21 protein-coding genes, 1 tRNA gene and 1 pseudogene are annotated in these 21,358 nt (G+C 65.2%); 11 read left to right on the forward strand and 12 right to left on the reverse strand.

What is annotated here, in order from left to right; translation table 11 throughout:
• Window positions 1–57: 57 nt before the first annotated feature.
• A complete protein-coding gene (locus tag GRS80_RS02275; RefSeq protein WP_160046146.1) occupies window positions 58–975 on the forward strand; it encodes a ThiF family adenylyltransferase in 918 nt (305 codons plus the stop codon).
• On the opposite strand, the gene GRS80_RS02280 is transcribed toward GRS80_RS02275, so the two are convergent.
• Window positions 972–1,976: a hypothetical protein gene (locus tag GRS80_RS02280; RefSeq protein ID WP_343161412.1), complete on the reverse strand. Its 1,005-nt coding sequence runs from the start codon at window positions 1,974–1,976 to the stop codon at window positions 972–974. The two genes, GRS80_RS02275 and GRS80_RS02280, sit on opposite strands and share 4 nt — an antisense overlap.
• A 291-nt stretch (window positions 1,977–2,267) precedes the next feature.
• Between GRS80_RS02280 and GRS80_RS02285 the strand changes: the two genes are divergently transcribed.
• Window positions 2,268–3,530, forward strand: coding sequence for a PQQ-binding-like beta-propeller repeat protein (locus tag GRS80_RS02285; RefSeq protein WP_160046147.1), 1,263 nt, complete (start codon window positions 2,268–2,270; stop codon window positions 3,528–3,530).
• Window positions 3,531–3,605: 75 nt separating this feature from the next.
• Here GRS80_RS02285 and GRS80_RS02290 read toward each other — a convergent pair whose 3' ends face one another.
• Window positions 3,606–4,124: a Tfx family DNA-binding protein gene (locus tag GRS80_RS02290; protein WP_149080785.1), complete on the reverse strand. Its 519-nt coding sequence runs from the start codon at window positions 4,122–4,124 to the stop codon at window positions 3,606–3,608.
• Between the two features lie 115 nt (window positions 4,125–4,239).
• Between GRS80_RS02290 and GRS80_RS02295 the strand changes: the two genes are divergently transcribed.
• Together GRS80_RS02295 and GRS80_RS02300 are read left to right on the forward strand one after the other, a co-directional pair.
• On the forward strand, window positions 4,240–6,207 hold the full coding sequence (locus GRS80_RS02295) for a molybdopterin biosynthesis protein (protein ID WP_160046148.1): 1,968 nt from the start codon (window positions 4,240–4,242) through the stop codon (window positions 6,205–6,207).
• Between the two features lie 72 nt (window positions 6,208–6,279).
• Window positions 6,280–6,939, forward strand: a complete 660-nt coding sequence (locus GRS80_RS02300) for a helix-turn-helix domain-containing protein (protein ID WP_160046149.1) — start codon at window positions 6,280–6,282, stop codon at window positions 6,937–6,939.
• A gap of 58 nt (window positions 6,940–6,997) precedes the next feature.
• Here the strand turns inward: GRS80_RS02300 and GRS80_RS02305 are convergent, their stop codons facing one another.
• The 4 genes and pseudogenes from GRS80_RS02305 to GRS80_RS02320 all read right to left on the reverse strand — a co-directional run bounded on the left by GRS80_RS02305 (window position 6,998) and on the right by GRS80_RS02320 (window position 9,942).
• The gene (locus GRS80_RS02305; protein WP_160046150.1) at window positions 6,998–7,420 is read right to left on the reverse strand and encodes a nucleoside 2-deoxyribosyltransferase; all 423 of its coding nucleotides are present in this window, start codon (window positions 7,418–7,420) and stop codon (window positions 6,998–7,000) included.
• A gap of 152 nt (window positions 7,421–7,572) precedes the next feature.
• Entirely contained in the window at window positions 7,573–8,814 is a 1,242-nt protein-coding gene (locus GRS80_RS02310; protein WP_160046151.1) for an MBL fold metallo-hydrolase, read from the reverse strand.
• Window positions 8,815–9,299: 485 nt separating this feature from the next.
• Window positions 9,300–9,500 (reverse strand): annotated as a pseudogene (locus GRS80_RS02315) (ABC transporter permease); the annotation flags it as partial.
• A 368-nt stretch (window positions 9,501–9,868) separates the two neighbouring features.
• Window positions 9,869–9,942 (reverse strand) — tRNA-Phe (locus GRS80_RS02320).
• A gap of 537 nt (window positions 9,943–10,479) precedes the next feature.
• Here GRS80_RS02320 and GRS80_RS02325 point away from each other — a divergent pair.
• The 6 genes from GRS80_RS02325 (at window position 10,480) to GRS80_RS02350 (ending at window position 14,945) form a co-directional block, all read left to right on the forward strand.
• Window positions 10,480–11,370 (forward strand): twin-arginine translocation signal domain-containing protein, encoded by an 891-nt coding sequence (locus GRS80_RS02325; protein WP_160046152.1) that lies wholly within the window; start codon window positions 10,480–10,482, stop codon window positions 11,368–11,370.
• 363 nt (window positions 11,371–11,733) lie between these two features.
• Window positions 11,734–12,180: a hypothetical protein gene (locus tag GRS80_RS02330; RefSeq protein ID WP_149080779.1), complete on the forward strand. Its 447-nt coding sequence runs from the start codon at window positions 11,734–11,736 to the stop codon at window positions 12,178–12,180.
• Between the two features lie 158 nt (window positions 12,181–12,338).
• Window positions 12,339–12,935: a uracil-DNA glycosylase gene (locus GRS80_RS02335; protein WP_160046153.1), complete on the forward strand. Its 597-nt coding sequence runs from the start codon at window positions 12,339–12,341 to the stop codon at window positions 12,933–12,935.
• A gap of 115 nt (window positions 12,936–13,050) precedes the next feature.
• Window positions 13,051–13,425, forward strand: coding sequence for a hypothetical protein (locus GRS80_RS02340; protein ID WP_160046154.1), 375 nt, complete (start codon window positions 13,051–13,053; stop codon window positions 13,423–13,425).
• A complete protein-coding gene (locus GRS80_RS02345; RefSeq protein WP_160046155.1) occupies window positions 13,422–13,991 on the forward strand; it encodes a hypothetical protein in 570 nt (189 codons plus the stop codon). Before GRS80_RS02340 ends, GRS80_RS02345 begins: the two co-directional genes overlap by 4 nt.
• Window positions 13,992–14,720: 729 nt before the next feature.
• A complete protein-coding gene (locus GRS80_RS02350) occupies window positions 14,721–14,945 on the forward strand; it encodes a HalOD1 output domain-containing protein (protein WP_160046156.1) in 225 nt (74 codons plus the stop codon).
• Window positions 14,946–15,028: 83 nt separating this feature from the next.
• Here GRS80_RS02350 and GRS80_RS02355 read toward each other — a convergent pair whose 3' ends face one another.
• Both GRS80_RS02355 and GRS80_RS02360 read right to left on the reverse strand, forming a co-directional pair.
• Entirely contained in the window at window positions 15,029–15,325 is a 297-nt protein-coding gene (locus GRS80_RS02355) for a type II toxin-antitoxin system RelE/ParE family toxin (protein WP_343161413.1), read from the reverse strand.
• A gap of 10 nt (window positions 15,326–15,335) precedes the next feature.
• On the reverse strand, window positions 15,336–15,611 hold the full coding sequence (locus GRS80_RS02360) for a ribbon-helix-helix domain-containing protein (RefSeq protein WP_160046157.1): 276 nt from the start codon (window positions 15,609–15,611) through the stop codon (window positions 15,336–15,338).
• A gap of 316 nt (window positions 15,612–15,927) precedes the next feature.
• Here GRS80_RS02360 and GRS80_RS02365 point away from each other — a divergent pair, with 316 nt between their 5' ends.
• The gene (locus GRS80_RS02365) at window positions 15,928–16,293 is read left to right on the forward strand and encodes a rhodanese-like domain-containing protein (RefSeq protein WP_160046158.1); all 366 of its coding nucleotides are present in this window, start codon (window positions 15,928–15,930) and stop codon (window positions 16,291–16,293) included.
• A gap of 95 nt (window positions 16,294–16,388) precedes the next feature.
• Here GRS80_RS02365 and yciH read toward each other — a convergent pair whose 3' ends face one another.
• The 4 genes from yciH to GRS80_RS02385 form a co-directional block, all read right to left on the reverse strand.
• Window positions 16,389–16,682, reverse strand: a complete 294-nt coding sequence (gene yciH, locus GRS80_RS02370; RefSeq protein WP_149080772.1) for a stress response translation initiation inhibitor YciH — start codon at window positions 16,680–16,682, stop codon at window positions 16,389–16,391.
• Window positions 16,683–16,819: 137 nt separating this feature from the next.
• On the reverse strand, window positions 16,820–19,111 hold the full coding sequence (locus tag GRS80_RS02375; protein ID WP_160046281.1) for a DUF3488 and transglutaminase-like domain-containing protein: 2,292 nt from the start codon (window positions 19,109–19,111) through the stop codon (window positions 16,820–16,822).
• Window positions 19,112–19,152: 41 nt separating this feature from the next.
• Window positions 19,153–20,232, reverse strand: a complete 1,080-nt coding sequence (locus tag GRS80_RS02380; protein ID WP_160046159.1) for a DUF58 domain-containing protein — start codon at window positions 20,230–20,232, stop codon at window positions 19,153–19,155.
• Window positions 20,233–20,239: 7 nt separating this feature from the next.
• Window positions 20,240–21,214: a MoxR family ATPase gene (locus GRS80_RS02385; protein ID WP_160046160.1), complete on the reverse strand. Its 975-nt coding sequence runs from the start codon at window positions 21,212–21,214 to the stop codon at window positions 20,240–20,242.
• Window positions 21,215–21,358: the final 144 nt, after the last annotated feature.

Below are 21,358 nucleotides of genomic sequence, written 5' to 3' on the forward strand. Positions count from 1 at the left end.
TCCTCGCCAGACGAACCGACCCGCGGTCTTTTCTCCCTCTCGGCCCAAGGTCGGCATATGAGCGACCTACGCCTCGATGCGACCCAACTCGATCGGTACTCGAGACACGTCATCATGGACGAGATCGGCCCCGAGGGACAAAAACGCCTGCTCGAGGGGAGCGTCCTCGTCGTCGGCGCGGGCGGACTGGGCTCGCCGGCGATCCAGTACCTCGCGGCCGCCGGCATCGGCCGGCTGGGGATCGTCGACGACGACACCGTCGAACGATCGAATCTCCAGCGCCAGATCGTCCACGGTGACGCCGACGTCGGCCGGCCGAAAGTCGAGAGCGCGGCCGACTACGTCGCAGCGCTCAATCCCGATGTCGACGTCGAACCCCACGAGACGCGGCTCACGACGGCGAACGTCGCCGACCTCGTCGACGACTACGACGTCGTCCTCGACGCCAGCGACAACTTCGCCACGCGGTACCTGCTCAACGACCACTGCGTGCTCACGGGGACGCCGCTCTCTCACGGCGCCATCTACCGCTTCGAGGGCCAGATCACGACGTTCACGAACGACCGCTCGAGTGCGGACGGCGACGGGGGCGGTGAGGGAGCCGACAGCGACGTGGGCGAAAGCGACAGGGATGGCGGCGACGGAGACAGCGCACCGAACGGATCGCCGTGTTACCGGTGTCTCTTTCCCGAGGCACCCGAACCCGGCACTGTCCCCGACTGTGCGACCACCGGTGTTCTCGGCGTTCTCCCCGGTACCGTCGGCTGTATCCAGGCCACCGAGGTCGTCAAGTACCTGCTGGGGAAAGGCGAGGTGCTCGAGGGGCGTCTCCTCATGTACGACGCGATGGAACTGAGCTTCGAAACGGTCGAGTACCGATCGAATCCGGCCTGTCCGGTCTGTGGCGAGGACCCGGAGATCGAGTCGGTCGAGGACGTCGCCTACGATGGTACCTGCGAAATTTCGGCCGACTAGGTCGAGCCGTTTCGTCGCGGATCCGCCACTCGAGACAGCTCGAGCGCGCCGAGAACGGCGAGACAGGAGACGAACGCGATCGTTCCGAGTTTTCCGCCCGCTCCGGTGACCGCCGGCGTGACCGCGAGAAAGACCAACCCGGAGAGCCCGCCGGCCCCCGCGACGCCCGCCGTCGACAGCCGATCGACGCTCGACATGCCGACGAACGAGGCACAGAACGCGACCGCAGCGAGCGTCGACGCCGTCTCCGGAGGGAGGACGGATACGCCGATTCCTGCGACGGGAAACCCGATCCCGGCGACGACGCCGGTCAGGCCCGAGGCGACCACCGCCCCGAGTTCGAGTCGAACGCTTGCGAGTAGCGTCGCGACCGCGGCGACGACCGCGACCGCCGCGACCACCGCGGCGATTCCCCACTGGGGCGCAGTCGGCGTTCCGTACTCGAGGCCCGTGAGTACGACCGTCGCCAGACAGCCACAGAGCGCGATCGTGCCGAGTTTTCCGCCAACGCCGTCGAACGACTCCGTCGTGGCTACGTACGCCACCCCCGAAATCGCGCCCGCTGCGGCGACGTACTCGAGGGAGGGGAACGCCGCCGGCGAGGCCATGCCGACGAACGAGCCACAGTAGGCAGGAACGGCGACTCGCGGGACGAACACCCCGGAGAGCACCCCGACCAGCGCGGAGGCGACCACCGGTCCCAGACCGAGGGAGACGCTCGCAAGGAAGGTGACGACCGCACCCACGACGACCGCGATCGCGTCGATCACGTCCGTCTCGTCGAACCCCGTCTCCTCGAGTCCCGACGCGTCGACGGAGGAGCCGCCGAACGTGCGTCGGGACTCGAGGACGGCGGCGACGCCACCGACGAGGACGATTCCCGCCTGGACGCCGACCGTCCCGACCTGCACCTCCGGACGCCCGGCGAGCGCGCTGAGAACCAACGCCACGGGCGTCACCACCAGGGCGGCGTATCCCGCGATCTGGACTGGGCCGTACACACGCCACAGTCGCTCGAGGGGGGTCGAGAGGGTTACGATTCGCGACCAGCCAGCCGCCCGATCGTATTTGATGTCGATACCCCCGCCCCGGTCTTGACACTGCGATACCCCCGCCCCGGTCTTGACACTGCGATACCCCCGCCCCGGTCTCGACACTGCGATACCCCCGCCCCGGTCTCGACACCGATCTGTTCGCCTCGGTCGTCGGTTCGGCGTGACGGCTTCCCGGCACCGACGGAGTCGGGCTGATCCGTAAATAAAAGTGTACGCCGAGTCCAGTGTTCGACGAACGTGCCCTCCAGACGAACGTTCCTCTCGACGACAGCGGTGACGCTCCCGGCGACCCTGATGGGGTGTCTCGGCCGGCGCGACGCCCCCTCGAGCGACGCCGGCGGAACGGACGACGGCTCCGAAGATCCCGCCACGGACGAGCCTGATGAGGCCTCTACTGACGATTCCAGCGTGTCCACCGAACCCGATGCGGGCCCGCCCGAGGATACGACCGCGACGACGCAGTTCCAGTACACGGCAGGGAACGCGGGCGTCGCCGACGCTCGTGCACCGTCCAACGATGCCGTCCAGTGGCAGACGCAGCTGTCGCCGACCGAAGGCGGACTCTCGGTCGCCGACGGACAGGTACTCGTCACTGCCGGCAACCTGGTGGCCCTCGACGCCGACGACGGATCGAAACGGTGGGAAGCCGACATCGGCCACAGCCTCGATGCGCCGCCGGCGGTGACGTCTGACACCGCGTACGTGACGGCGTGGAACGGCGGCCCCGACACCGATCGTGGGGTCGCGGCGGTCGACCTCGAGGACGGGAGTCTGCGGTGGCGAGCGATCACGGACGTCGACGTCTCCTCCGCGCCGACGCTGGCCGACGGCGTCGTCTACGTCGGCGGCTCCCTGAACAGCGAAGACGTCGTGGCCCTCGAGGCGACGGACGGCTCCGAACGCTGGCGCGTTCAGGTCGGCCAGTACGCGACGACGCCCGCGGTCGCCGACGGAACCGTCTACGTCGGCGGCGGCAGCGAACACGCCGCGTACGCGCTCGAGGCTGCCACCGGCGAGGAGCGCTGGCGGGTCGAAACCGACGGCCGCGTGTGGGGCGCGCCGATCGCCGTCGACGACACCGTCTACGTCGGCTCGAGAGGCGGGACGGTGTACGCACTCGAGCCAGCGGACGGGGAGACGCGGTGGGTCGCGTCCGTCGGGGACGACGTTCCCGAGTCGATCGCAGCGACCGACGAACGCCTCTACGTACCCACGGCGGACGGCCTGGTGGCGCTCGACACCGACGGAACGGAGGCGTGGTCGCTCGACGGCCGGTCGCGGGTGAACGCGCCCTCGGTCGTCGGGGACGCGGTCGTCGTCACCGATCACTCGACTGCGATATGTCTCGGCGAGGACGGCGAGAGACGGTGGACGTACGAGTTCGACGAGCGCGTGATCGACGACATGGTCTTCGGGGGGACCCAGACACCCCCTGTCGTTTCCGATGGTGTCGTCTACGTGGCGTCACACGGCGGCGACGTCACCGCACTCGGCGGATGATCGCGTCCTGACCGAGAGACGTGACTGTGCGCGAAGCCGGTGTCTGTGTGTGGAACCCGGCCTCGAGAACGCCGATCACTCCCTGTGTCGAACGCGGACCATCCCATCGGACGTGACGCCGACGATCAACGGCGTCGTGATCTGTCGACCGGAGACGGCCGAGCCGGCGGCGTCGCTGACGACCTTCATCAGATCCGGGGCCGTGTAATCGACCTTGACGCCGGCTTCGTCACAGGCCTCGTAGACGAGTTCGGGAACGTCGTAGAGGTCCGTCCCCTCGGGGACACGGACGCGGACGGGTGCCCGGAGCGCTTCGGCGAACGCGACCGTCTCGCGGGCCTTCTCGACGTTCTCGCGAGCGCTCGACTCGACCGAGGAGACGTTCGCCCGGGAGGTCCCGAGTTCGTCGGCGATGTCTGCCTGGGAGATACCGCGCTCGCGTAACGCGAGCACCTGCGCCTGTCTGCGGGTCAGTATGCTCGTCTCGGCGTCGAAACCGATCTCCGTGAGGAGTTCCTCCGTCTCGTCGATCACAGCGACCGCCTCCGGCGCGTGCCGATCCGACCGGGTCGGGTTCGCGAAAGCATATGTCAACTATGCGTCCGGCCGTAAGTGAGTGTAGCGGTTCGGCGAACCGATCCTCGATCACCGGATCGAATATGGGACGGCGACGACCGACGTTTTTAGCGTCGCCACCCGAAGGGCAGGTATGGATCGAAAGGAGTTTCGCGACCTCGTCTCACCCGAAGCGGCCCACGAGGCGATCGCATCGCTGTCGCTCGAGGGCGGGATCGACCGCGTCCCGCTCGAGGACGCCCGTGGTCGCGTCCTCGTCGCACGGCTCGACGCCGAACTCGACGTTCCTGGCTTCGACCGGGCCAGCCTGGACGGCTACGCCCTTCGGGCCCGAGAGACGTTCGGCGCGGACGAGGCCGACCCCGCACGCCTCGAGGTCGTCGGCGAGGTCCACGCCGGTGAGAAACCCGACGTGGCGGTCGCGGAGGGAGAGGCCGTCGAAATCTCGACGGGAGCGGTGATGCCCTCGGGTGCGGACGCGATGGTCCCGGTGGAGCAAACCGACGACGCGGGCGCGGTAGAGCGAACCGACGAAGTGGATACGGGGGGGCGAACCGACGAGACGGACGGCGAAGCAGTGCTGATTCGGACCGCCGTCGCCCCCGGCGACAACGTGATGTTCGCCGGCGCGGACGTCGCGGCGGGCGAACGAGCGCTCGGCCCCGGGACGCAGGTTACGCCCCGCGATATCGGATTGCTGTCGGCGCTCGGGATCGACGAGGTGCCGGTCCGGGCCCGGCCTCGAGTCGGGATCGTCTCGACGGGCGACGAACTGGTCCGGCCGGGCGACGATCTGGCGAGCGACCGCGGCGAGATCTACGACGTCAACAGCTACACGATCGCCGCGGGTGTCGAGGACGCCGGCGGCGAGGCCGTCCTCTACCCCCACGCTGGCGACGACCGCGAGGAGATGGAACGCGTGCTTCGGGAGGCCGCCGAGGAGTGCGATCTCGTGCTCTCCTCGGGATCGACGAGTGCGAGCGCCGTCGACGTCATCTACCGGGTGATCGAGGAGGAGGGCGAACTGTTGGTCCACGGCGTCGCCGTCAAGCCGGGAAAGCCGATGCTCGTCGGTCGGCTGGCCGACTCGGCGTACGTCGGCCTCCCCGGCTACCCCGTCTCCGCGATGATGGTCTTCCGGACGTTCGTCGCGCCGGCGATCCGCGAGGCCGCCGGGCTTCCGGAACCCGAATCCGCGACCGTTACTGGAAAGCTGGCTCGCCAGGAACGCTACGGCGAGGGACGACTCCGCCTGATGCCCGTCGGGCTGGTCGAAACCGGACCCGACGAAGTCGCTCCCGTGAGTGGTGATGGCGGAGGGAGTCCCGGGATGGACCCGGAAACCGATCTCCTGGTCTACCCCGTCGACAAGGGAAGCGGCGCGACGACCAGTCTCGCCGAGGCCGACGGCGTCGTTTCGGTCGACGCCGACACCGACTACCTCGAGGCGGGCGAAGCCGTCGACGTCCGACTCTTCTCGCCGGACGTCCGGCCGCCGACGCTGCTCGGCGTGGGCGAGGACGATCCGACGTTGAACCAACTGCTCGACCGACTCGAGCGCCCGCGATATCTCTCGGTTGGGAGCCGGCCCGCCCTCCGGCAGCTCCGCGAGGGCGTCCCCGACATCGCCGTCGTCGCCGGACCGCTCGACCGCGAAGTCGACGCCGAAGCGATCGGCGACTGGCACCGCGAGTGGGGACTGGTCGTCCGACCCGGCAACCCCGAAGAAATCGAAGGGGTGGCCGACTTGATCGATCGTGATCTCCGATTCATCAACCGGACGGCCGACTCCGGCCTCCGGATGAGCGTCGAGCGGGCGCTCGAGGACCTGGCCGACGACCGCGAGGAGAGCCAACGGGACCTGGCCGACGCGGTCGACGGCTTCGATCTCGGACTGCGTGCCCACGAGAGCCCCGCCCGGAAGGTGATCGAAAGCGACGCCGACGCCGGTCTCGGACTCGCCGACACGGCCGACCGGCTAGATCTCGAGTTCGTCCCGCTCGGCGAGCAACGGATTCGCGTCCTCGCGAACCCGGATCGGACGGCGAAAGCCGGCGTCCACGATCTCCAGGAGGCGATCGAGAGCGACGGTCTCGAGTGAAATTATACGTAGTAGAGACTCTCAACGTGTCGTGAACAGCGATTTTTACGTCCCCACGATGTACGAGGCGTGATGTCGACGATAGCCGAGCTCCGGTTCCCAGTCCCGGACACGACGCTCGAGACTGCGTTCGAGCACGCGCCAGATGCGACGTTCGAACTCGAGTCGTCAGTGTCGAAGACCCGGCCCTGCCTCTGGGTTTCGGGGGTCGACCACGAGCGGGTCGAGTCGGCATTCGACGCGGATCCCTCCGTAGACGGATACGACCTCCTCGTCGAGACGCGCTCCCGGCTGCTGTTCGACGTGAGTTTCACGAATGGGTCCGGAATCGATCGCCTCTGTGACCCACTTCTCGCCGACGGCGGCTCCTTGCTTGAGGCGTGGGCGACCGACGGCTGGTGGCAAGTACGGATCCGGTTTCCGGACCGCGATGCGCTGTGTAACGCCTACGATCGACTGGTCGAGCGCGACATCAACGCCGACCTCCGCCGGGTGACCGACGTGAGTGAGAGGGCCGAACCCGAGACCCGGCTGACGCCGGAACAGCGGGAGGCCCTCGAGGCCGCCCTCGAGTACGGCTACTTCGAGATCCCCCGGCGCATCTCCATGGAGGAACTCGCGGCCGAACTCGGTATCTCCCATCAGGCGCTCTCCGAACGATTCAGGCGGGCTTACGAGACGCTGGTCGACGAGGAACTCCAGCCGACCGGCGAGCGGTCGGCGGCGGAGTGAGGGCAGGGAGCAGAGATTTTGCACGCGAGAACGGGATCGCCGGGATCAGGTGGAGAACTCAGCTGTGTTGCCGGGCGAAGGTATCGATTCTCGAGGTCGCCGTCTCGAGGTCGCGGTACTCGAGGACCTCGACTGCGTCGTTTCCACGGACCATCGCCGACAGTTCGTGTGCCGCGCCGGGACGGTACAGACAGAGTACCGGTTTCTCCCAGGCGACCGCGCGGCCGAGTTCGTAGCCGACGCCGAGGCTGGGCGTGGTCACTTCGGCGACGACGATATCGGCTTGCTGGAGCCACTCGACGTCTTGGTCGTGGATCTCGTCGTCGGTGAGCTCCGCCTCCGCTTCCATCTCCTCGACGTCCTCGTTCCCGACGTGTTCGGTGAGGACGGTGCCGTGGTCCTCGAGGTGCTCGATGAGGTCGACGTACAGGTCGCGGTCGTCTCGACCGCCGCGGATCGAGCCGCTGAAGAAGATATTCATGGTTGCCCTCGAGATGCCAGTCCAATATCAGTATTTCGAACGGCGGCGACCGACGGTGGCTATCGACGGCGGTATCGGTCGCCTTCGAGTCGGTCACTGGCCTCGAGTCGTCGTCAGCTGACCTCGAACCCACGTCAGCGGCCCTCGAGGGGTCAACCGACCTCGAGTCGCTCCCCGAGTTCGGGCGCGCTCGCGTCGTACCCCCCCGAACGGAGTTCGTCGGCGAACGTCTCACAACGGTCGCCGTGGTTGATCAGCACTGTCGACTCGCGGTAGGACTCGAGGAACGAGCGCAGTCCCTCGCTGTCCGCGTGTGCGGAGAAGTCGAACTGTTCGACACGGGCGCTGACGCGCATCATCCGGCCGTCGATCTCGGCGCTCCCGGTCTCGAGGAGGTCCCGGCCGGGCGTTCCCTCAACCTGGTAACCGGTCATCGCGATCGTATTCGCCGGGTGGTCCCGAACCGCGGGGACGTAGGTCATCGCCGGTCCGCCGTGGAGCATCCCGCTCGTGGTGACGATGACGGTGTTCTGTTCGGCGACCCGCTCTCTTTGGCCGTCGCGGCCGTCGACAAACCGGGCGTTGCCCTTCGCGCGCCGGAGGAGGTCGGAATCACGCAGGAACTCGCGGTTCGGCTCGCGCAAGAGGAGTTCCGCGACGCGGGTTCCCATCCCGTCGACGTAGCACTCGAGGTCGTACCGTTCGCAGATGCACAACACCTCTTGGGTGCGTCCGATCGCGAACGCGGGGACGACGACGGTGCCGCCCTCCCAGATCGTTCGCTCGAGCAGGTCGACGAACGCGCGTTCGATCTCCGGACGGGGCTCGCGCGTCGTGTCGGCGTACGTGCTCTCACAGATCACGACGTCGGCGTCGGGTCTGGCCGTCGTGCCCGACAGCAGGCGCTGGTCTTCGGTGTGGAAGTCGCCGGTGTAGAGCAGGCGGGTGTCGCCGTCGTCGATCAGGACGTGGGCGCTCCCGGGGACGTGGCCGGCGTCGAAGAACGTGATCTCGTAGCCCGCGGCCTCGAAGGACTCGCGGTAGCCGTGGGTCTCCGAAACCTGGGTCAGCCGGGCGAGTTCGGCCTCCGTGAACGGGCAGTCGTAGGTCCCGCCGTGGAGTTTCAGCGTGTCTCGAGCCAGCAGCATTGTGAGATCGCGCGTCGGCGGCGTCCAGTGAACCGGTGGGCGGGCCTCGCCAGACAGCAACGAGGGGATCGAGCCAACGTGATCCAAGTGGCCGTGGCTCACCACCACCGCCTCGGGATCGACGTCGGCGATCGGAAACGACGGTGGGTTGCCCGAGTCCATCCCAAAATCGAGCAAGAGTCTGTCGTCGACGACGAGCGCACTCCGGCCGATCTCTCGAGCGCCGCCGAGAAACCGAATATCCATCGTGACAGGGTAGTCGTTGGTGCCGTTTGACAACGTCGATCGACTGGCGTCGAAGGTGGAGGTGGCCAACGAGTGTCGTAGAACACGGTCGGTTTATGGGTGACCGTTTCGTCTCGATGGTTCAAGGAATTATCGTCGCCGACCGCGTGTTTCGTGGTCCTCGACTCGTCCACGGCGCTTGGTCCCGTGTTCCGACGCTCTGAACTGTGACGATCGTCCCTATCAGTTGGAAGTGACACTCCCCGAGACTGGGGTGCGTTCCGTCCGGGTTCCATCCGACCGAGCCGTTCCGCTCGCCCGTCGTTTCGCGATCGGCCGGTGACGACTCATCACGGTCCGTGCGTACTGATCGTCGGCGTCTTTCGGGAAGTCGAACACGACACGACGGTCAACCGTCTCCGACGGGTACGGCTCCCCGAACAGAACCGATCCACGCCTTATTGCGGCTGCAACGCGGCGCGTTCCCCTGCATCCCGCTCGTTCCGTTACCGAACGTCCGAGATCGAGGCCCTCGAGAGCAGGTAGACGGCTCCGGCACCGAACGCGAGCCCCAAACCAACGAGAACGGCGACGGGTGGGACGATCGTGTCGAGCGCACCGCCGAACGCCGTCACCTCGAGGACGGACGTCACGTCTTCGTCGAGCACGATCGCACGTGCGGCATCGACGCCGTACGTGACGGAGTTGGTACGGGTTCCTGCACGATTTGACGGTGCAATCGTCGCACAGTTTGCGGTTACACTGGTACAGCGGCACAGCAAACCGTATGAGAAGCTGCTCACTTCGCCCACAGGAATTCAGTCTAGTTCAAATCCGGTCGTTGGAGTTTCTACACCGGTTCGCTACGCTCACCGGTTTGAAACATGCCGCCTCCCGGATTTGAACTTCCGAAAGACTCGCTGGCGCTCGTCTTTCGACTTCCCGCTCGCTACGCTCGCGGGAACGGGGACAGCTCGATCTTCAATCGAGTGCGTAAGCCTCTCGAATGGAAATCGCGTAAAATCCGGTCGTTGGAGTTTCTACACCGGTTCGCTACGCTCACCGGTTTGAAACATGCCGCCTCCCGGATTTGAACCGGGGACAGCTCGATCTTCAGTCGAGTGCTCTCCCAGTCTGAGCTAAGGCGGCGCATCTCTACCTCGGTCGATCGTCTAAAAAAGGATTTCGAATCGAGGGCGGCATCCGACTCGTTCACACACGTACGAAAAGTCGTCATAGCGTAGTCGTTTTCCGCCGTCATCCTCCATGTCGCTCGAGTGCGATCGGAGCGAAACGTTTCACCGATTTGCATACTGTCGATTATGATCGAGTCCACCGCCTCGAGCGAGCCGAACAGTTACGTGATCGACACAATGTGGGTCACTTCGATATAATCTCGCAACTGTGTTCGAGGTAACTCTCAATTTATGTAACATCTCTCCAGTAGTCCCCCCATGGATTCACGGATTCGACGACGGCAGTGTTTCCGACCGTCCTCTGCGGGGACGTTGGTCGGTATTGCCGGGCGTACGGGGGGTGCGGAGGAGGCAATCAATTGGGGCAATTCGGGCGAAAGCGACGATGGAGCGACCGATGTCGCAAGTGATACGCAATCCGAGGTGTCGGAGGCCACACTGGAACGTCACTCGAGCGAGGCGGTGACAGCAGACGCGCGAGGGATGTGTCATGTCTGACGGCGACGAATCCGATCAAGAGCCGACTCGTCGCTCGGTCCTCCGGACGGCGGTCGCGGCTTCGGGGGCGACCGCGCTGGCCGGCTGTCTCGACGAGGATATCGAAATTACGGTCTCCAGCGACTCGGACGATACAGAGGCAAGTGGCGACGCTGGTCCCAGCACCGGTCCCGGTGGTGGTTCCGAGTCTCCCGACGATTCCGGCGACGATTCAGAGTTCACTGACGACGGTGACGTCGGGGATCCAACTGACGAAGATGGCGCTGATGACGGCGAGGGCGACGCGGGGAGCAAGGACAAGGCAGACGACCCGAGTGGAGACGACGCCGACGACGAGGATGGCACTGATTCCGAGGACGACGTGGGTGAAGACGACGACGACGACGGGGACGACGAGAGTAAGGATCTCGAGCCGTCGTTCAGCGAGGACTGCATCGGTGTCGATCCCTCGAACCTACAGATCGACGAGATCAGCGGTAACCGCTGGCGGGTCAGTTCGGGACGCGCTGGGCTCCTCGTATTCGACGGGAAGGAAAACGCCGAGAACGCCACCGAAATCATCGAACACTACGGATTCACCAGCATCTGCTTCGTCGGGCGGCCGGATCCGCCGATGACCTACTGGCTCGTAGACGGAGACGCACCGTCCGCTCCAGGATCCGTCGAAGGAGGCGAAGACTGCATCAATGTCGATCCCTCGAACGTACAGATCGACGAGGTTAGCGGCAACCGGTGGCGGGTTCGTTCGAGGAACAGCGCGCTCCTCATGTTCGACGAGAAGGAAAACGCCGAGAAGGCCAAAGCGATTATCGAGCACTACGGGTTCACCAGTATCTGTTTCGTCGGGCGACCGGATCCGTCGATGACCTACTGGACGAGCTGATCGACATCGGTCATCGGTCGCCCGCCAGTTTCGAATCGACGGTGGACTGATACGGTTTGCTGTAACGATTTACCGGTTCGACCGCAGGATGGGTCGCGGTCGCCCGGAAATGGCTTACAGTAGACCGTATGAGAGGGACCGATCTACCGGTCGGCCGCCGGATTGTCGCGGCTCCACCGAAAACGACTTCCAGTAGACCGTACGATAGCAGTTCGTACGAATACGAATGTCGGCCGTTCGAAAACCCAATATCTGATTAGTAACGCTCGGACTACACGCCCGGTACAGGTGGTGTAACGGCCGCCTGTTGGATAGTCGGATATTCAAGACACCCTTTTCCGCGTCGGCGGGTAATACTCTGTTATGGGTGCCCTTACCACGAGTCAGGACGGCCGTGAGCTCTCGGCGGATACCATCCTCGAGTTGCTGGCAAATCGGCGTCGGCGGTACCTGCTTTACGCGCTTCGCGGACAGGATGGACCGATCGAACTATCGAAACTCGCCGAGCGAATCGCCGGCTGGGAACACGACGTTCCGCCCGAGGAGGTCGCAAAAAACGAGTACAAGAGTGTTTACGTCTCGTCAGTCCAGTGCCACGTCCCGAAACTGGCAGATGCCGGCGTCGTCGACCACGACGAGAACAACCACACGGTCGTGCTCGCGGACAACTACGAGCAACTCGAGCCGTATCTCCGCATCGTCATCCGCGACGAACCCGAGAACTCGCGGCTTCACGCCGCACTCGAAACCGAGTCCGGTGATGGCTTTTTCAGCCAGATTCGTGAGAACGTAGCCCGCCTCAAGCACTGACTACTCCTGGCAAGTGCAGGCTGAACGCCCATAGTTTCGGATTACGCCGATGCGATCCACCACCCGTCGTTCTTGACGACCGCGGGCGCGGTCTCCCCACGATTGGCTCCGTGATCTCGACCCGAAAGACGTAGTAGTCGCCCCTCTGACCCACAGATATGGAATCGATGGAGGATCTCTGCGTCACCGAGTGTACCCGTTGTCCGGCGCTGGTCGACTCGCGGAGCCAGATCGTCAACGGAACCGGCCCCGAGGACGCCGACGTGGTGTTCGTCGGCGAAGGGCCAGGTGCGAACGAGGACGCCGAGGGCGAGCCGTTCGTCGGCCGAAGCGGTACCGTCCTCGACGACCAACTCCGGATCGTCGGCCTCGAGCGCGACCGCGTTCGAATCACCAACTGCGTTCGGTGTCGCCCGCCCGAGAATCGCGACCCGACGAAAGACGAACTCGCGAACTGCCGGGGCTACCTCGAGGCCGAACTCGGCCGTCTCGACCCGGAGGTCATCGTCACCCTCGGCAAGGTTCCGAGCGAACACCTCCTCGAGCGATCGGTCGCGGTCACGAAAGAGGCGGGCACGCTCGAGGACGTCCGCATCGAAGGAACCCCCCGGCGGCTGTTGATCTGCGTCCATCCGGCGGCGACGCTGTACGATCGGAGCCAGGAGGAGACGTTCGCCTCGGCGCTCGAGCGAGCCGCGGACCTGGCCGACGTCGGCGACGACGGAAGCGGGCAGACGCGATTGGACGGGTTCTGAAGAGGATTCGGGCTCAATTCGTCGAGTGGAAACCGCCTCGAGTGCGCATCACCGAGCCGAACTGTTCGTATCCGGCGAAACCACTAACAGTCTGTGTGCAGAACGTGCACATACAATGAGCGCGAGTGACGACCCCCGCCGGGTTCACTTTCAGTCGCCGCAGTATCTCGTCGAGCGCCTCGACGCGGTTGCGGATCTCTTCGACAAGGATCGAACCGACCTCCTCGTCGAAGCGATCCGCGAGTACCTCGAGGAAACCGCCGAAAGCGAGACGTTCCAGGAACTGGTCGCGACGAAGTATTACGACGATCAACTGGAGTTCGAGACGGTCACCCAACTCGTCGGCGCCGAAACGGCCCAGCGGCTCCGCCTTCTCAAAGCGGATCTCGAGGGCGAGCCGCTCGATATCGCCCAACCGGACGACGACGTCGACATCTACGATGGGGATGTGACGGTATCCACCGATGACACCGACGCCGGAAAGCGATGAGCGAGCCGCAGTTGCGGACCGTCGTCGCCGATACGAGCGCACTCGTCAGTCTTGCCGTTCCCCGTGCTGACACTGCTTACGACACCGAAACGTCCCCGGATCCCCTCCAGTATCTCCTCACGTCGTGTGTCGTCTCCGTTCCGCCAGAAGTCGTCTCCGAACTCGAGGATATCGCACAGTATCCGGACGTACACGGGAGTGCAGCCACCGCCGTCCTTGCGGCACGCGAGTACTATACGGTCGTCGATCCGTACGAGGGAGCCGAGACGCCCGACCCACGTCCGACATTTGGCCTCGACGACGGCGAGACCGACGGGATCGTGCTCGCAAACGCACTCGACGTCGATGGATTTTTGACCGACGAGTTCGGCGCCACGAACTTCGCGCTCATCCACGCGACGCTCCAGGGTCCACGGATCGTCCCAACTCCCCGGCTCATTCGTGAGTATGCACGCAACGGCCACATGACAGTCGAGACGGCACGTACGCTCATCACCGCCATCGGTTCACATCGCAGTTGGAAGAACAGTCCCTACGTGACGCAGTTGCTCGAGCGCCTGTCGTAGTTCCGCGACGGTACGCCGGCGTCGCGTGTCTCGCTTTTGCGGTCGGTTGTGAACGACTGAACGTGACTCTCGCCCATTTCGGTCACCACGAAAGCCCCCGATTCGGTCGATCGGATCTGCCTCTTTCGTTCCCACCCGTGTCGGCTGGCCGGTCAGACCACCGCGGGGTGGGAATGAAAGGGGCTGTCCGCGTCCGGGAAGACGGACGAAGCAAGCACGTGACCGAAGGGAACGCGCACAGCGAGTCCCTCGACTGGACGCGGGCAGGGGCTTTCGTAGTGTTCTCCTTCGCCACTGTCCACCGCAGAACAAATCCGAACACGACCAACTGGTTAGCATCCTAACGTTCTTTATGCTTGGTTGCGTATCGAACGGATGCGCACGAAAGTGCGCTGAGCCGGAGTCCAGGCACCAACCTATGCACTCCGACTCACACACGCCCCCGCATAGCGGGAGCAAACCATGCTTCACGTCGGTGAAATAAAGACCTGCCGACGTGTCGCCGAGCCAGTCCCACGCGTTCTACTGGAGTAGCCTACGCGTTTCTGGTTCTCCGGCTGGGTTGTTCTGCGCTGTGTCGGGCCATACGAAGACACATGGTCACGAAACTCACCATCCACTGCGACTGTGGTACCGACGTTCACACGGAACAGACCGACGGCCGAGTTGCCTGCCCCGACTGCGAATCGGCGTTCGAGACGACGATCATCGAATTCGTCCCTGATCACGATGCACCCAGCACTCGCTACGGCACTCGCTCGAATCGCGGCCCGTGAAGGCTGTGAGCGGACGGCGCTCCCGCCGCTGTACGAGGCGGTCGATACCGAGGCGCTGGTCTCGCTGCTCGAGTCTCCCGCCGCCGTCACCGTCCGCTTCGAGTACGAGGGGTATACGGTTGTGATCGAATCCGGGTCGCTCGAGGTGGAGGTGATCGGGGAGAACGAGTACCAGTAGTTGAAAACACGCCGATTTTATTCAGCAACACCGACCGAGATTCAGTCGGCTCGTCTTTCTCCTTCGCCACAGTTTGTCACCCGCTACTCATCCCGCCACGACCCCCATACCTCCCGATACTTACCGAGTTCGCGGTACTCCTTCTTCCGCTCGAAGGCGTCGATGGCGTAGATCACTTCGTTGTCCTTGTCCCAATCGATCAGCACGCGGAAGTCACCGACTCGAAGCTTGTAGCCGGGATGGTTCTTCAACCGGTCGAGGAAATGGTCCGGGAAGTCGCCGATGTCCTCCAGCTTGGTGATGATCCGCTCGGCGTCCTCCGTCTCGAACTGTTCCAACGTTTTGACCAACGTCTCCGTCAGAACGACCTCGTGAGCCACTGTTCAGCCCTCAGTCCTGATCGATGCCGAGGTGTTCGCGGGCCTCGTCCGTGGACATCGTACGTCCCGCTGCCACGTCCGAGTAGCCCTCCGAGACGCCCTCCTGCGCGCCGGGCGTCAGAATCGGCTCCGTGGTGTCGCGCAACACCTCACGGACGAACTCCGAGCGGTTGGTGTACTCCAGTTCCTCGGCCAATTCGTCGATCTCTTCGAGAAGCCGCTTCGGGACCTTCACGTTCAACTTTACCATGTCCCCGTCGCCGTTGTCTCCCGCGTTCGTACTCATGTAACGTGGTACGTGGGTGGTACTCAATAAATTGTCGCTCACTCGCCGGTCGCTGACCACACCAATGACCACCTACCTTTTTTGATATGTCTTCGCGAAATATGTACGCCAGTTGCTGAATAAAGGAATCGTATTTGCAACAACTGGTAAGGGTACGCTGATCGGTACTGCCAGACGATCAACTCCCTCGATTCCGTTTCAGTACGCTGTCGACTCGACGCCGACGGTGCAACCAGCAGTTTCGCTCGAGGTCCCGCCCTCTCCACCTCGAGTCCGACCCGTGTCCTTATTCCGTCCGAGTTCGAACACGGCGGTAATGGACGGCGAAATCTCGACGGAGGAGGTCAAGGAACTTCTCGAGGGCGACACGGACGTTCGGATCGTCGACATCCGGGACGAACGAAGCTTCGAGCGCAGTCACATCCCCGAAAGCGAAAACGTCCCGTTCAACGAACTCACGGCTCGGATCGACGAGTTCGAGGACGCGGATCGGATCGTCACCGTCTGTCCCCACGGCAAGGCGAGCGTTCAGGCGGCGAAACTCATCGGCTCCTACGAGGGAAGCGCCGACGCGCGTGTCGAGAGCATGGCCGGTGGACTCGAGGAGTACGGAATGCAATACGGGCTGGTTCGTGAGGAATCGCCGGTAGACGAGGCTGCGCGTTCGGACTCGCCGTTCTGATCGGTGCCGGCGCTGGTCGATCGGGTCGTCGAAGAAACGGTGGTGGTGTCGGGTCGCGAAGTCGGGTTCGGAAGTCGTCTCAGATCATCGCGGGCTCATGCGACGTTGAAGCCGCGATCCCGAAGGAAATCTTCGATGCGGCCGGTGTGATTGCCCTGAAGTTCGATGTGGCTGTCCTCGACCGTCCCACCACAGGCGAACTTGGACTTGAGATCCGACGAGAGACTGTCGAGATCGACGTCCTTCGGATCGAATCCTTCGATAATCGTTACCTCTTTTCCGTATCTGCGCTCGTCAATGCGGATGGTGAGTTGCTGTTGACCCTTGGCCACGTCTTCGCAGACGCAGAGTTCCTCGGGCAGCCCGCACGTCGAGCAGACTTCCGACATTACGTTCGTCCGTACGAAATGACCATATTAAACACTATCGGGACCTACGCGCCGTCGTGCGGTTCTTTTTGAACGAACGTTGACGTGCTCGCGGTCGTCGGCAGTCCGTGGGGCCAAACACGCGGAAATCGACGCCGTCAGCGACCGGTCGCGGCCGACCGACCGACCACCGGGAGACGCTCGCGGGTCAGTCGGTCGACGATCTCGATCGCTTCGTCGGCGTCCTCGCGGTCGACGCCGCCGCCGTAGACCGCGCGTTCGTAACGCTCGAGTACCGTCCGGACCTGCGGGTCGCTCGCGACGCCCTCGCCAGAGCGCGTCTCGAGCGCCGAGAGATACTCACGCGCGGACTCGTCGTCACGACGCGGGCGGTACTCGCGGGCGAGGAGCGCCTCGAGTCGGCGGTATGCTCGCTCGGCGTCGCTCGTGGGGTCACGGCGGCGTCCGTGCCAGAACAGCCCGACCGTGCGGCGGGCGCTCGCGATTGCCCCGGCCCGATGGACGCCGGCGACCAGACCGACGAACAGGACGGCCGCGATCGTCAAGAGTTCGCGCGTGATCGCAACCGGCGGCGATAGCTCGCGGTCGTCGTCGCCGTCGTCGGTCGACGTGTCGATCGGACCCTGTGGGCCACCCGGCGGCGATGGGTCGTCTCTCGGGTCCGGTTCGGAGTCGGTCGTTGGCGGTTCGTCGTCCACGTCGGGGATCGAGTCGTCCGTCGCGCCGTCTCCCTCCTCGTCGGTCGCGTCGTCGGGTTCGTCGTCCGTCTCGTCGGCATCTGATTCGTCGTCGGGCTCGTCCTCGAGTTCGTCGTCGTCTTCGCCTTCGGCTTCGTCTTCCTGGGCGTCCTCGAGGTGTTCCTCGTGGACGGAGTCCCGTTCGCTACTCGGTGTGGGTTCGAACGCGACCCAGCCCGTCTCCGGGAAGTAGACTTCGACCCACGCGTGGGCGTCTAACCCGCGGACGACGTACTCGCCGTCGTCGATCTGTTCGCCGCTCGTGTAGCCGGTGACGTATCGCGCGGGGACGTCTTCGGCCCGAAGCATCTGGGTCATCGCCGTCGCGAAGTAGACGCAGTAGCCTTCGTCCATCTCGAGGAGGAACTGCTCGGCGACGTTGCCGTCGGGCCGTTCGACGTCGAGTGAGTACTCCTTGGAGCTCCGCAGGTGGCGTTCGATCGCGACCGCTTTTTCGTACGGCGTCTCCGCGTCGGCCGTTATTTCGGCGGTTCGGTCCTCGAACTCGCTCGAGGTCTCCTCCGGGCGCTGGAGGTAGTGGTCGCGAATCTCGTCGGGGTAGTCGGTTCCCGCCTCCCGGAGTTCGTCCGGCTGCGGGGTGACGACCGCGCTCTCGACGACGTAGGTGTCGCCTTCGATCAGCGTCGTCGTCGGATGAACGTGACCGTGTCTCGAGACCTCCGTGTGCTCGACGATATCACCCTCGATCGACGCCGGTTCGGGGACGGCGGGCATGACGCCGAGTTCCGTCTCCGCCGTGACGACGTGGCGGTGCTGGTGGGTCGGCCCCGGTGGGTTGGCGATGGCGTCGCCGTCCTCGAGCGGGCGCTCCGTTCCCGTCCGCACCCACTCGTCGCCCGTAAACCGGTCGTAGATGCCCGTCCGCCAGTAGGAGGGCCGATCCGACTCGACCGTAAACCGCACCTCGGGGGAGAGATCGACCTGGCCCGAGATTCCCGATCGCTCGGAGGCCGAGTCGATCGTCCCCTCGAGCGTGCCGTCGCTCGCCCCGCCCGCAGTCGTCGGGGTCGCCGGCCCGGCGGGGACGAACGTCACCGACAGCGAGAGCGCGACGATGAGCGCGAAGAGGACCGCGATCAGATCCGCCTGTGCGATCGATCCGCCGCGGCGTTCGAGTTCGCCGAACCCGATCGTCCCGATCGCACCGAGCGTCCCGATCAACGTGACCGCCGTCCCCGCGTCGCCGGTCAGGACGAGAAACAGCAACGCCGCGCCGCCGGGAACGACACTCGAGGCGTACCGGCCCTGGACGGCGAGATACCACGAGAGGAAGACGGGTGCGGGGACGAACGCGAGCGTCCAGATACCCGCCTCGATCATCCGGAGCAACGGCATCCCGGTCACGAGCGTCAACACGTCCTCGAGGAGCGCGTCGGTCCCCGAGACGACCACGCCGACGCCGAGCCCGCTGGTCTCGAGGTAGTACGCGAAGCCGACGGCACCGGCGACGAGCGCCGCGACCGTCGCGGTTCGCGGACGGATCGCGCGAGCCAGGATCGTCGCCACGACCAGCATCGATCCGACGAGCGCGAACAGCGTTCGCGTCCCGCCGACGACGCGCGTCACGTCGAGCAACACGCTCACGTACGACGCCGTCAGGATCAGGACGCACCCGAGTGCGAGGAGGCGGAACACGGTCGGCCCGACCGTTCCATCGGTGTCGAGGCGCATCGTCCGGCCGTGACTCCCCGATCCGGAGCCGTGATCGGTGCTCACGCGGCCACCCCCCGCGAACCATCGTCGCGGCGTTCGGAGCGTTCGTCACCGCCACCTCGCCCGGACGCGTCGACGGGGCCGCCGGAGGTCCCCTCGCCTCGCAGTCGGTCGAAGGGTATCTCCGCACCATCGACGACGACGGTCGTCTCCACGCCGGCGGCGTCGACCACCACGTCGGCATCCGCCCGAACCCGATCCTCGAGGTCTCCAGCGTCGGCAACGGCCAGCGCGGCGAGCAGCGTTTGTCGGTGTCCCCACCCAGATCCGGCGGATCGAGCCGCGTTCGGTAGCTCGAGGCCGACGTCGAGACCCGCCTCGAGCAGGTGGACGACGACGCTCGCGGCGGCACTCGCCAGCTCGTCCTCGCGACCCGACGGTGCCGACGCGGCGACCGTGACCGCACTGTCGTCGCCGTGATCGGCGTACTCCATCACGAACAGCTCCTCGTCGGGCCGTTTCGCGGCGGACTTCCAGTGGACGTCCCGAAGCGAGTCGCCGCGCCGATACTCCCGAAGACCGTCGAACTCGCCGCGGTCGGTCCGGCTCGCGGCCACGGCCGTAGCAGTCAACCGACCGGCGTCGCGGCCCTCGAGTCCGTACACCTGCGGATAGGCGACGACGGTGTCGGTCGACTCGTACTCGAACCGGCGTTCGACCAGTCCGAGCACGTCGGTCACGGTGATCTCGAGTCTCCCGACGTCGTGCTCACCGCGGGCCTCGAGGGAGAGCTCGTAGGTGAACCGGGTCTCGGCGTCTCCCTCGAGGGTCGTCTCGAGTCGGGCCCGTGCCTGGGCGGAGAGCCCGTCGCCCACGGTCGCGTGGATCGTCCCCGAGGCCGTCTGTGGACTCTCGATCGTTCGTTCGACCGTGCGCGTCTCGCCGACGAAGCCGTCGTCGACGGCGGCTCCCTCGACGGTGGGCGGGTCGATCCGGGCGGTCGTAAACAGCGCCGCGACGGTCACGATAGCAACCGGAACGACGACGGCGTTCAGCGACCGGGGGCCGTACTGCCAGCTCATCGCGAGCGCGAACGCGACGACGGCGACGGCGGTCCAGCCGCGGATCGTGAGTCTCATGGCTCGATCACTCGATCGGGACCCGTTCGAGGGCGTTCTCGACGACGGCACGGCCGTCGCGGTCACGGTCGACCGTTCGGATCCGGTGGCTCAACGCGACCGGGGCCTCCACCTTGACGTCGTCGGGGATGACGTACTCGCGGCCGTCGGCGACGGCTCGCGCCTGGGCGGCTCGAAGGAGCGAGATCGTCCCCCTGGGGCTCGCGCCGACCTCCGCGTTCTCGCGGGTGTATCCGGCGAGTCGGGTCGCGTACGCTCTGATCGGCTCCTTGACATGAATTCCAGTGACCGTCTCTCTGGCGCGGACGACCGTCTCGCGGTCGGTGACGGCCTCGAGGGACTCGATCGGGTGGTGGCCGACGGTCCGCGCCAAAATCTCGTGTTCCTCCTCGGGGTCGGGATACCCCAGCCGGAGTTTCTTCATGAACCGGTCGAGTTCGGCCAGCGGGAGGTCGTAGGTGCGGTTGGGCTCGACGGCGTTTTGGGTTGCGATCACCGTGAACGGATCGGGGAGCTCGCGGGTCTCGCCGTCGACGGTGACTTGGTTTTCCTCCATGGCCTCGAGCAACGCCGTCTGGGTCTTCGGCGGTGCGCGATTGATCTCGTCGCCGAGAACGATGTTGCCGAAGACGGGGCCATGCTGGAATTCGAACTCCCGGTTGCGCTGATCGAAGACGTTGACGCCGGTCACGTCCGAGGGGAGGAGGTCGGGCGTAAACTGGACGCGACGAAACGAGCAGTCGATCGACGTCGCGATCGATCGGGCGAGCATCGTCTTGCCGACGCCGGGGACGTCCTCGAGTAGCACGTGTCCGCGTCCGAGGATGGCGGTGACGACGTGCTCGACGACGTCGTCGTGGCCGACGATGACGCGGGCGACGTTCGCCGCGAGTTCCTCACAGAGGGTCGCGACGCTCGAGACGGGGAGCGGGTCGACGGGCGGTTCGTCGGTCGTGTTGGGTGTCGGGTCGACGTCGGTCATCGATCACGGGGAGAGTGTATCCGGGCTGCGGTTCATCGTCAGTTATCCGTTCTCAGGCGCTGGCAAACATATGCGTTGTGTCACCGATACGAATGCGTACTGGTGTTCCAGATTACGTCGATTCGTTCTCAGTAAGATCGGGAT

Origin of the sequence: Natrialba sp. INN-245, from assembly GCF_009807105.1 — an archaeon.
Classification (GTDB): Archaea; Halobacteriota; Halobacteria; order Halobacteriales; family Natrialbaceae; genus Natrarchaeobius; species Natrarchaeobius swarupiae.

Coding starts and splice junctions, on each gene's coding strand:
- GRS80_RS02300 (WP_160046149.1), top strand. CDS start 6,280: ATGTCGACGATAGCCGAGCTCCGGTTCCCAGTCCCGGACACGACGCTC.
- GRS80_RS02335 (WP_160046153.1), top strand. CDS start 12,339: ATGGAATCGATGGAGGATCTCTGCGTCACCGAGTGTACCCGTTGTCCG.
- GRS80_RS02345 (WP_160046155.1), top strand. CDS start 13,422: ATGAGCGAGCCGCAGTTGCGGACCGTCGTCGCCGATACGAGCGCACTC.
- GRS80_RS02340 (WP_160046154.1), top strand. CDS start 13,051: ATGAGCGCGAGTGACGACCCCCGCCGGGTTCACTTTCAGTCGCCGCAG.
- GRS80_RS02375 (WP_160046281.1), bottom strand. CDS start 19,111: ATGCGCCTCGACACCGATGGAACGGTCGGGCCGACCGTGTTCCGCCTC.
- GRS80_RS02325 (WP_160046152.1), top strand. CDS start 10,480: ATGTCTGACGGCGACGAATCCGATCAAGAGCCGACTCGTCGCTCGGTC.
- GRS80_RS02380 (WP_160046159.1), bottom strand. CDS start 20,232: ATGAGACTCACGATCCGCGGCTGGACCGCCGTCGCCGTCGTCGCGTTC.
- GRS80_RS02330 (WP_149080779.1), top strand. CDS start 11,734: ATGGGTGCCCTTACCACGAGTCAGGACGGCCGTGAGCTCTCGGCGGAT.
- GRS80_RS02295 (WP_160046148.1), top strand. CDS start 4,240: ATGGATCGAAAGGAGTTTCGCGACCTCGTCTCACCCGAAGCGGCCCAC.
- GRS80_RS02385 (WP_160046160.1), bottom strand. CDS start 21,214: ATGACCGACGTCGACCCGACACCCAACACGACCGACGAACCGCCCGTC.
- GRS80_RS02365 (WP_160046158.1), top strand. CDS start 15,928: ATGGACGGCGAAATCTCGACGGAGGAGGTCAAGGAACTTCTCGAGGGC.
- GRS80_RS02305 (WP_160046150.1), bottom strand. CDS start 7,420: ATGAATATCTTCTTCAGCGGCTCGATCCGCGGCGGTCGAGACGACCGC.
- GRS80_RS02350 (WP_160046156.1), top strand. CDS start 14,721: ATGCACCCAGCACTCGCTACGGCACTCGCTCGAATCGCGGCCCGTGAA.
- GRS80_RS02310 (WP_160046151.1), bottom strand. CDS start 8,814: ATGGATATTCGGTTTCTCGGCGGCGCTCGAGAGATCGGCCGGAGTGCG.
- GRS80_RS02275 (WP_160046146.1), top strand. CDS start 58: ATGAGCGACCTACGCCTCGATGCGACCCAACTCGATCGGTACTCGAGA.
- yciH (WP_149080772.1), bottom strand. CDS start 16,682: ATGTCGGAAGTCTGCTCGACGTGCGGGCTGCCCGAGGAACTCTGCGTC.
- GRS80_RS02360 (WP_160046157.1), bottom strand. CDS start 15,611: ATGAGTACGAACGCGGGAGACAACGGCGACGGGGACATGGTAAAGTTG.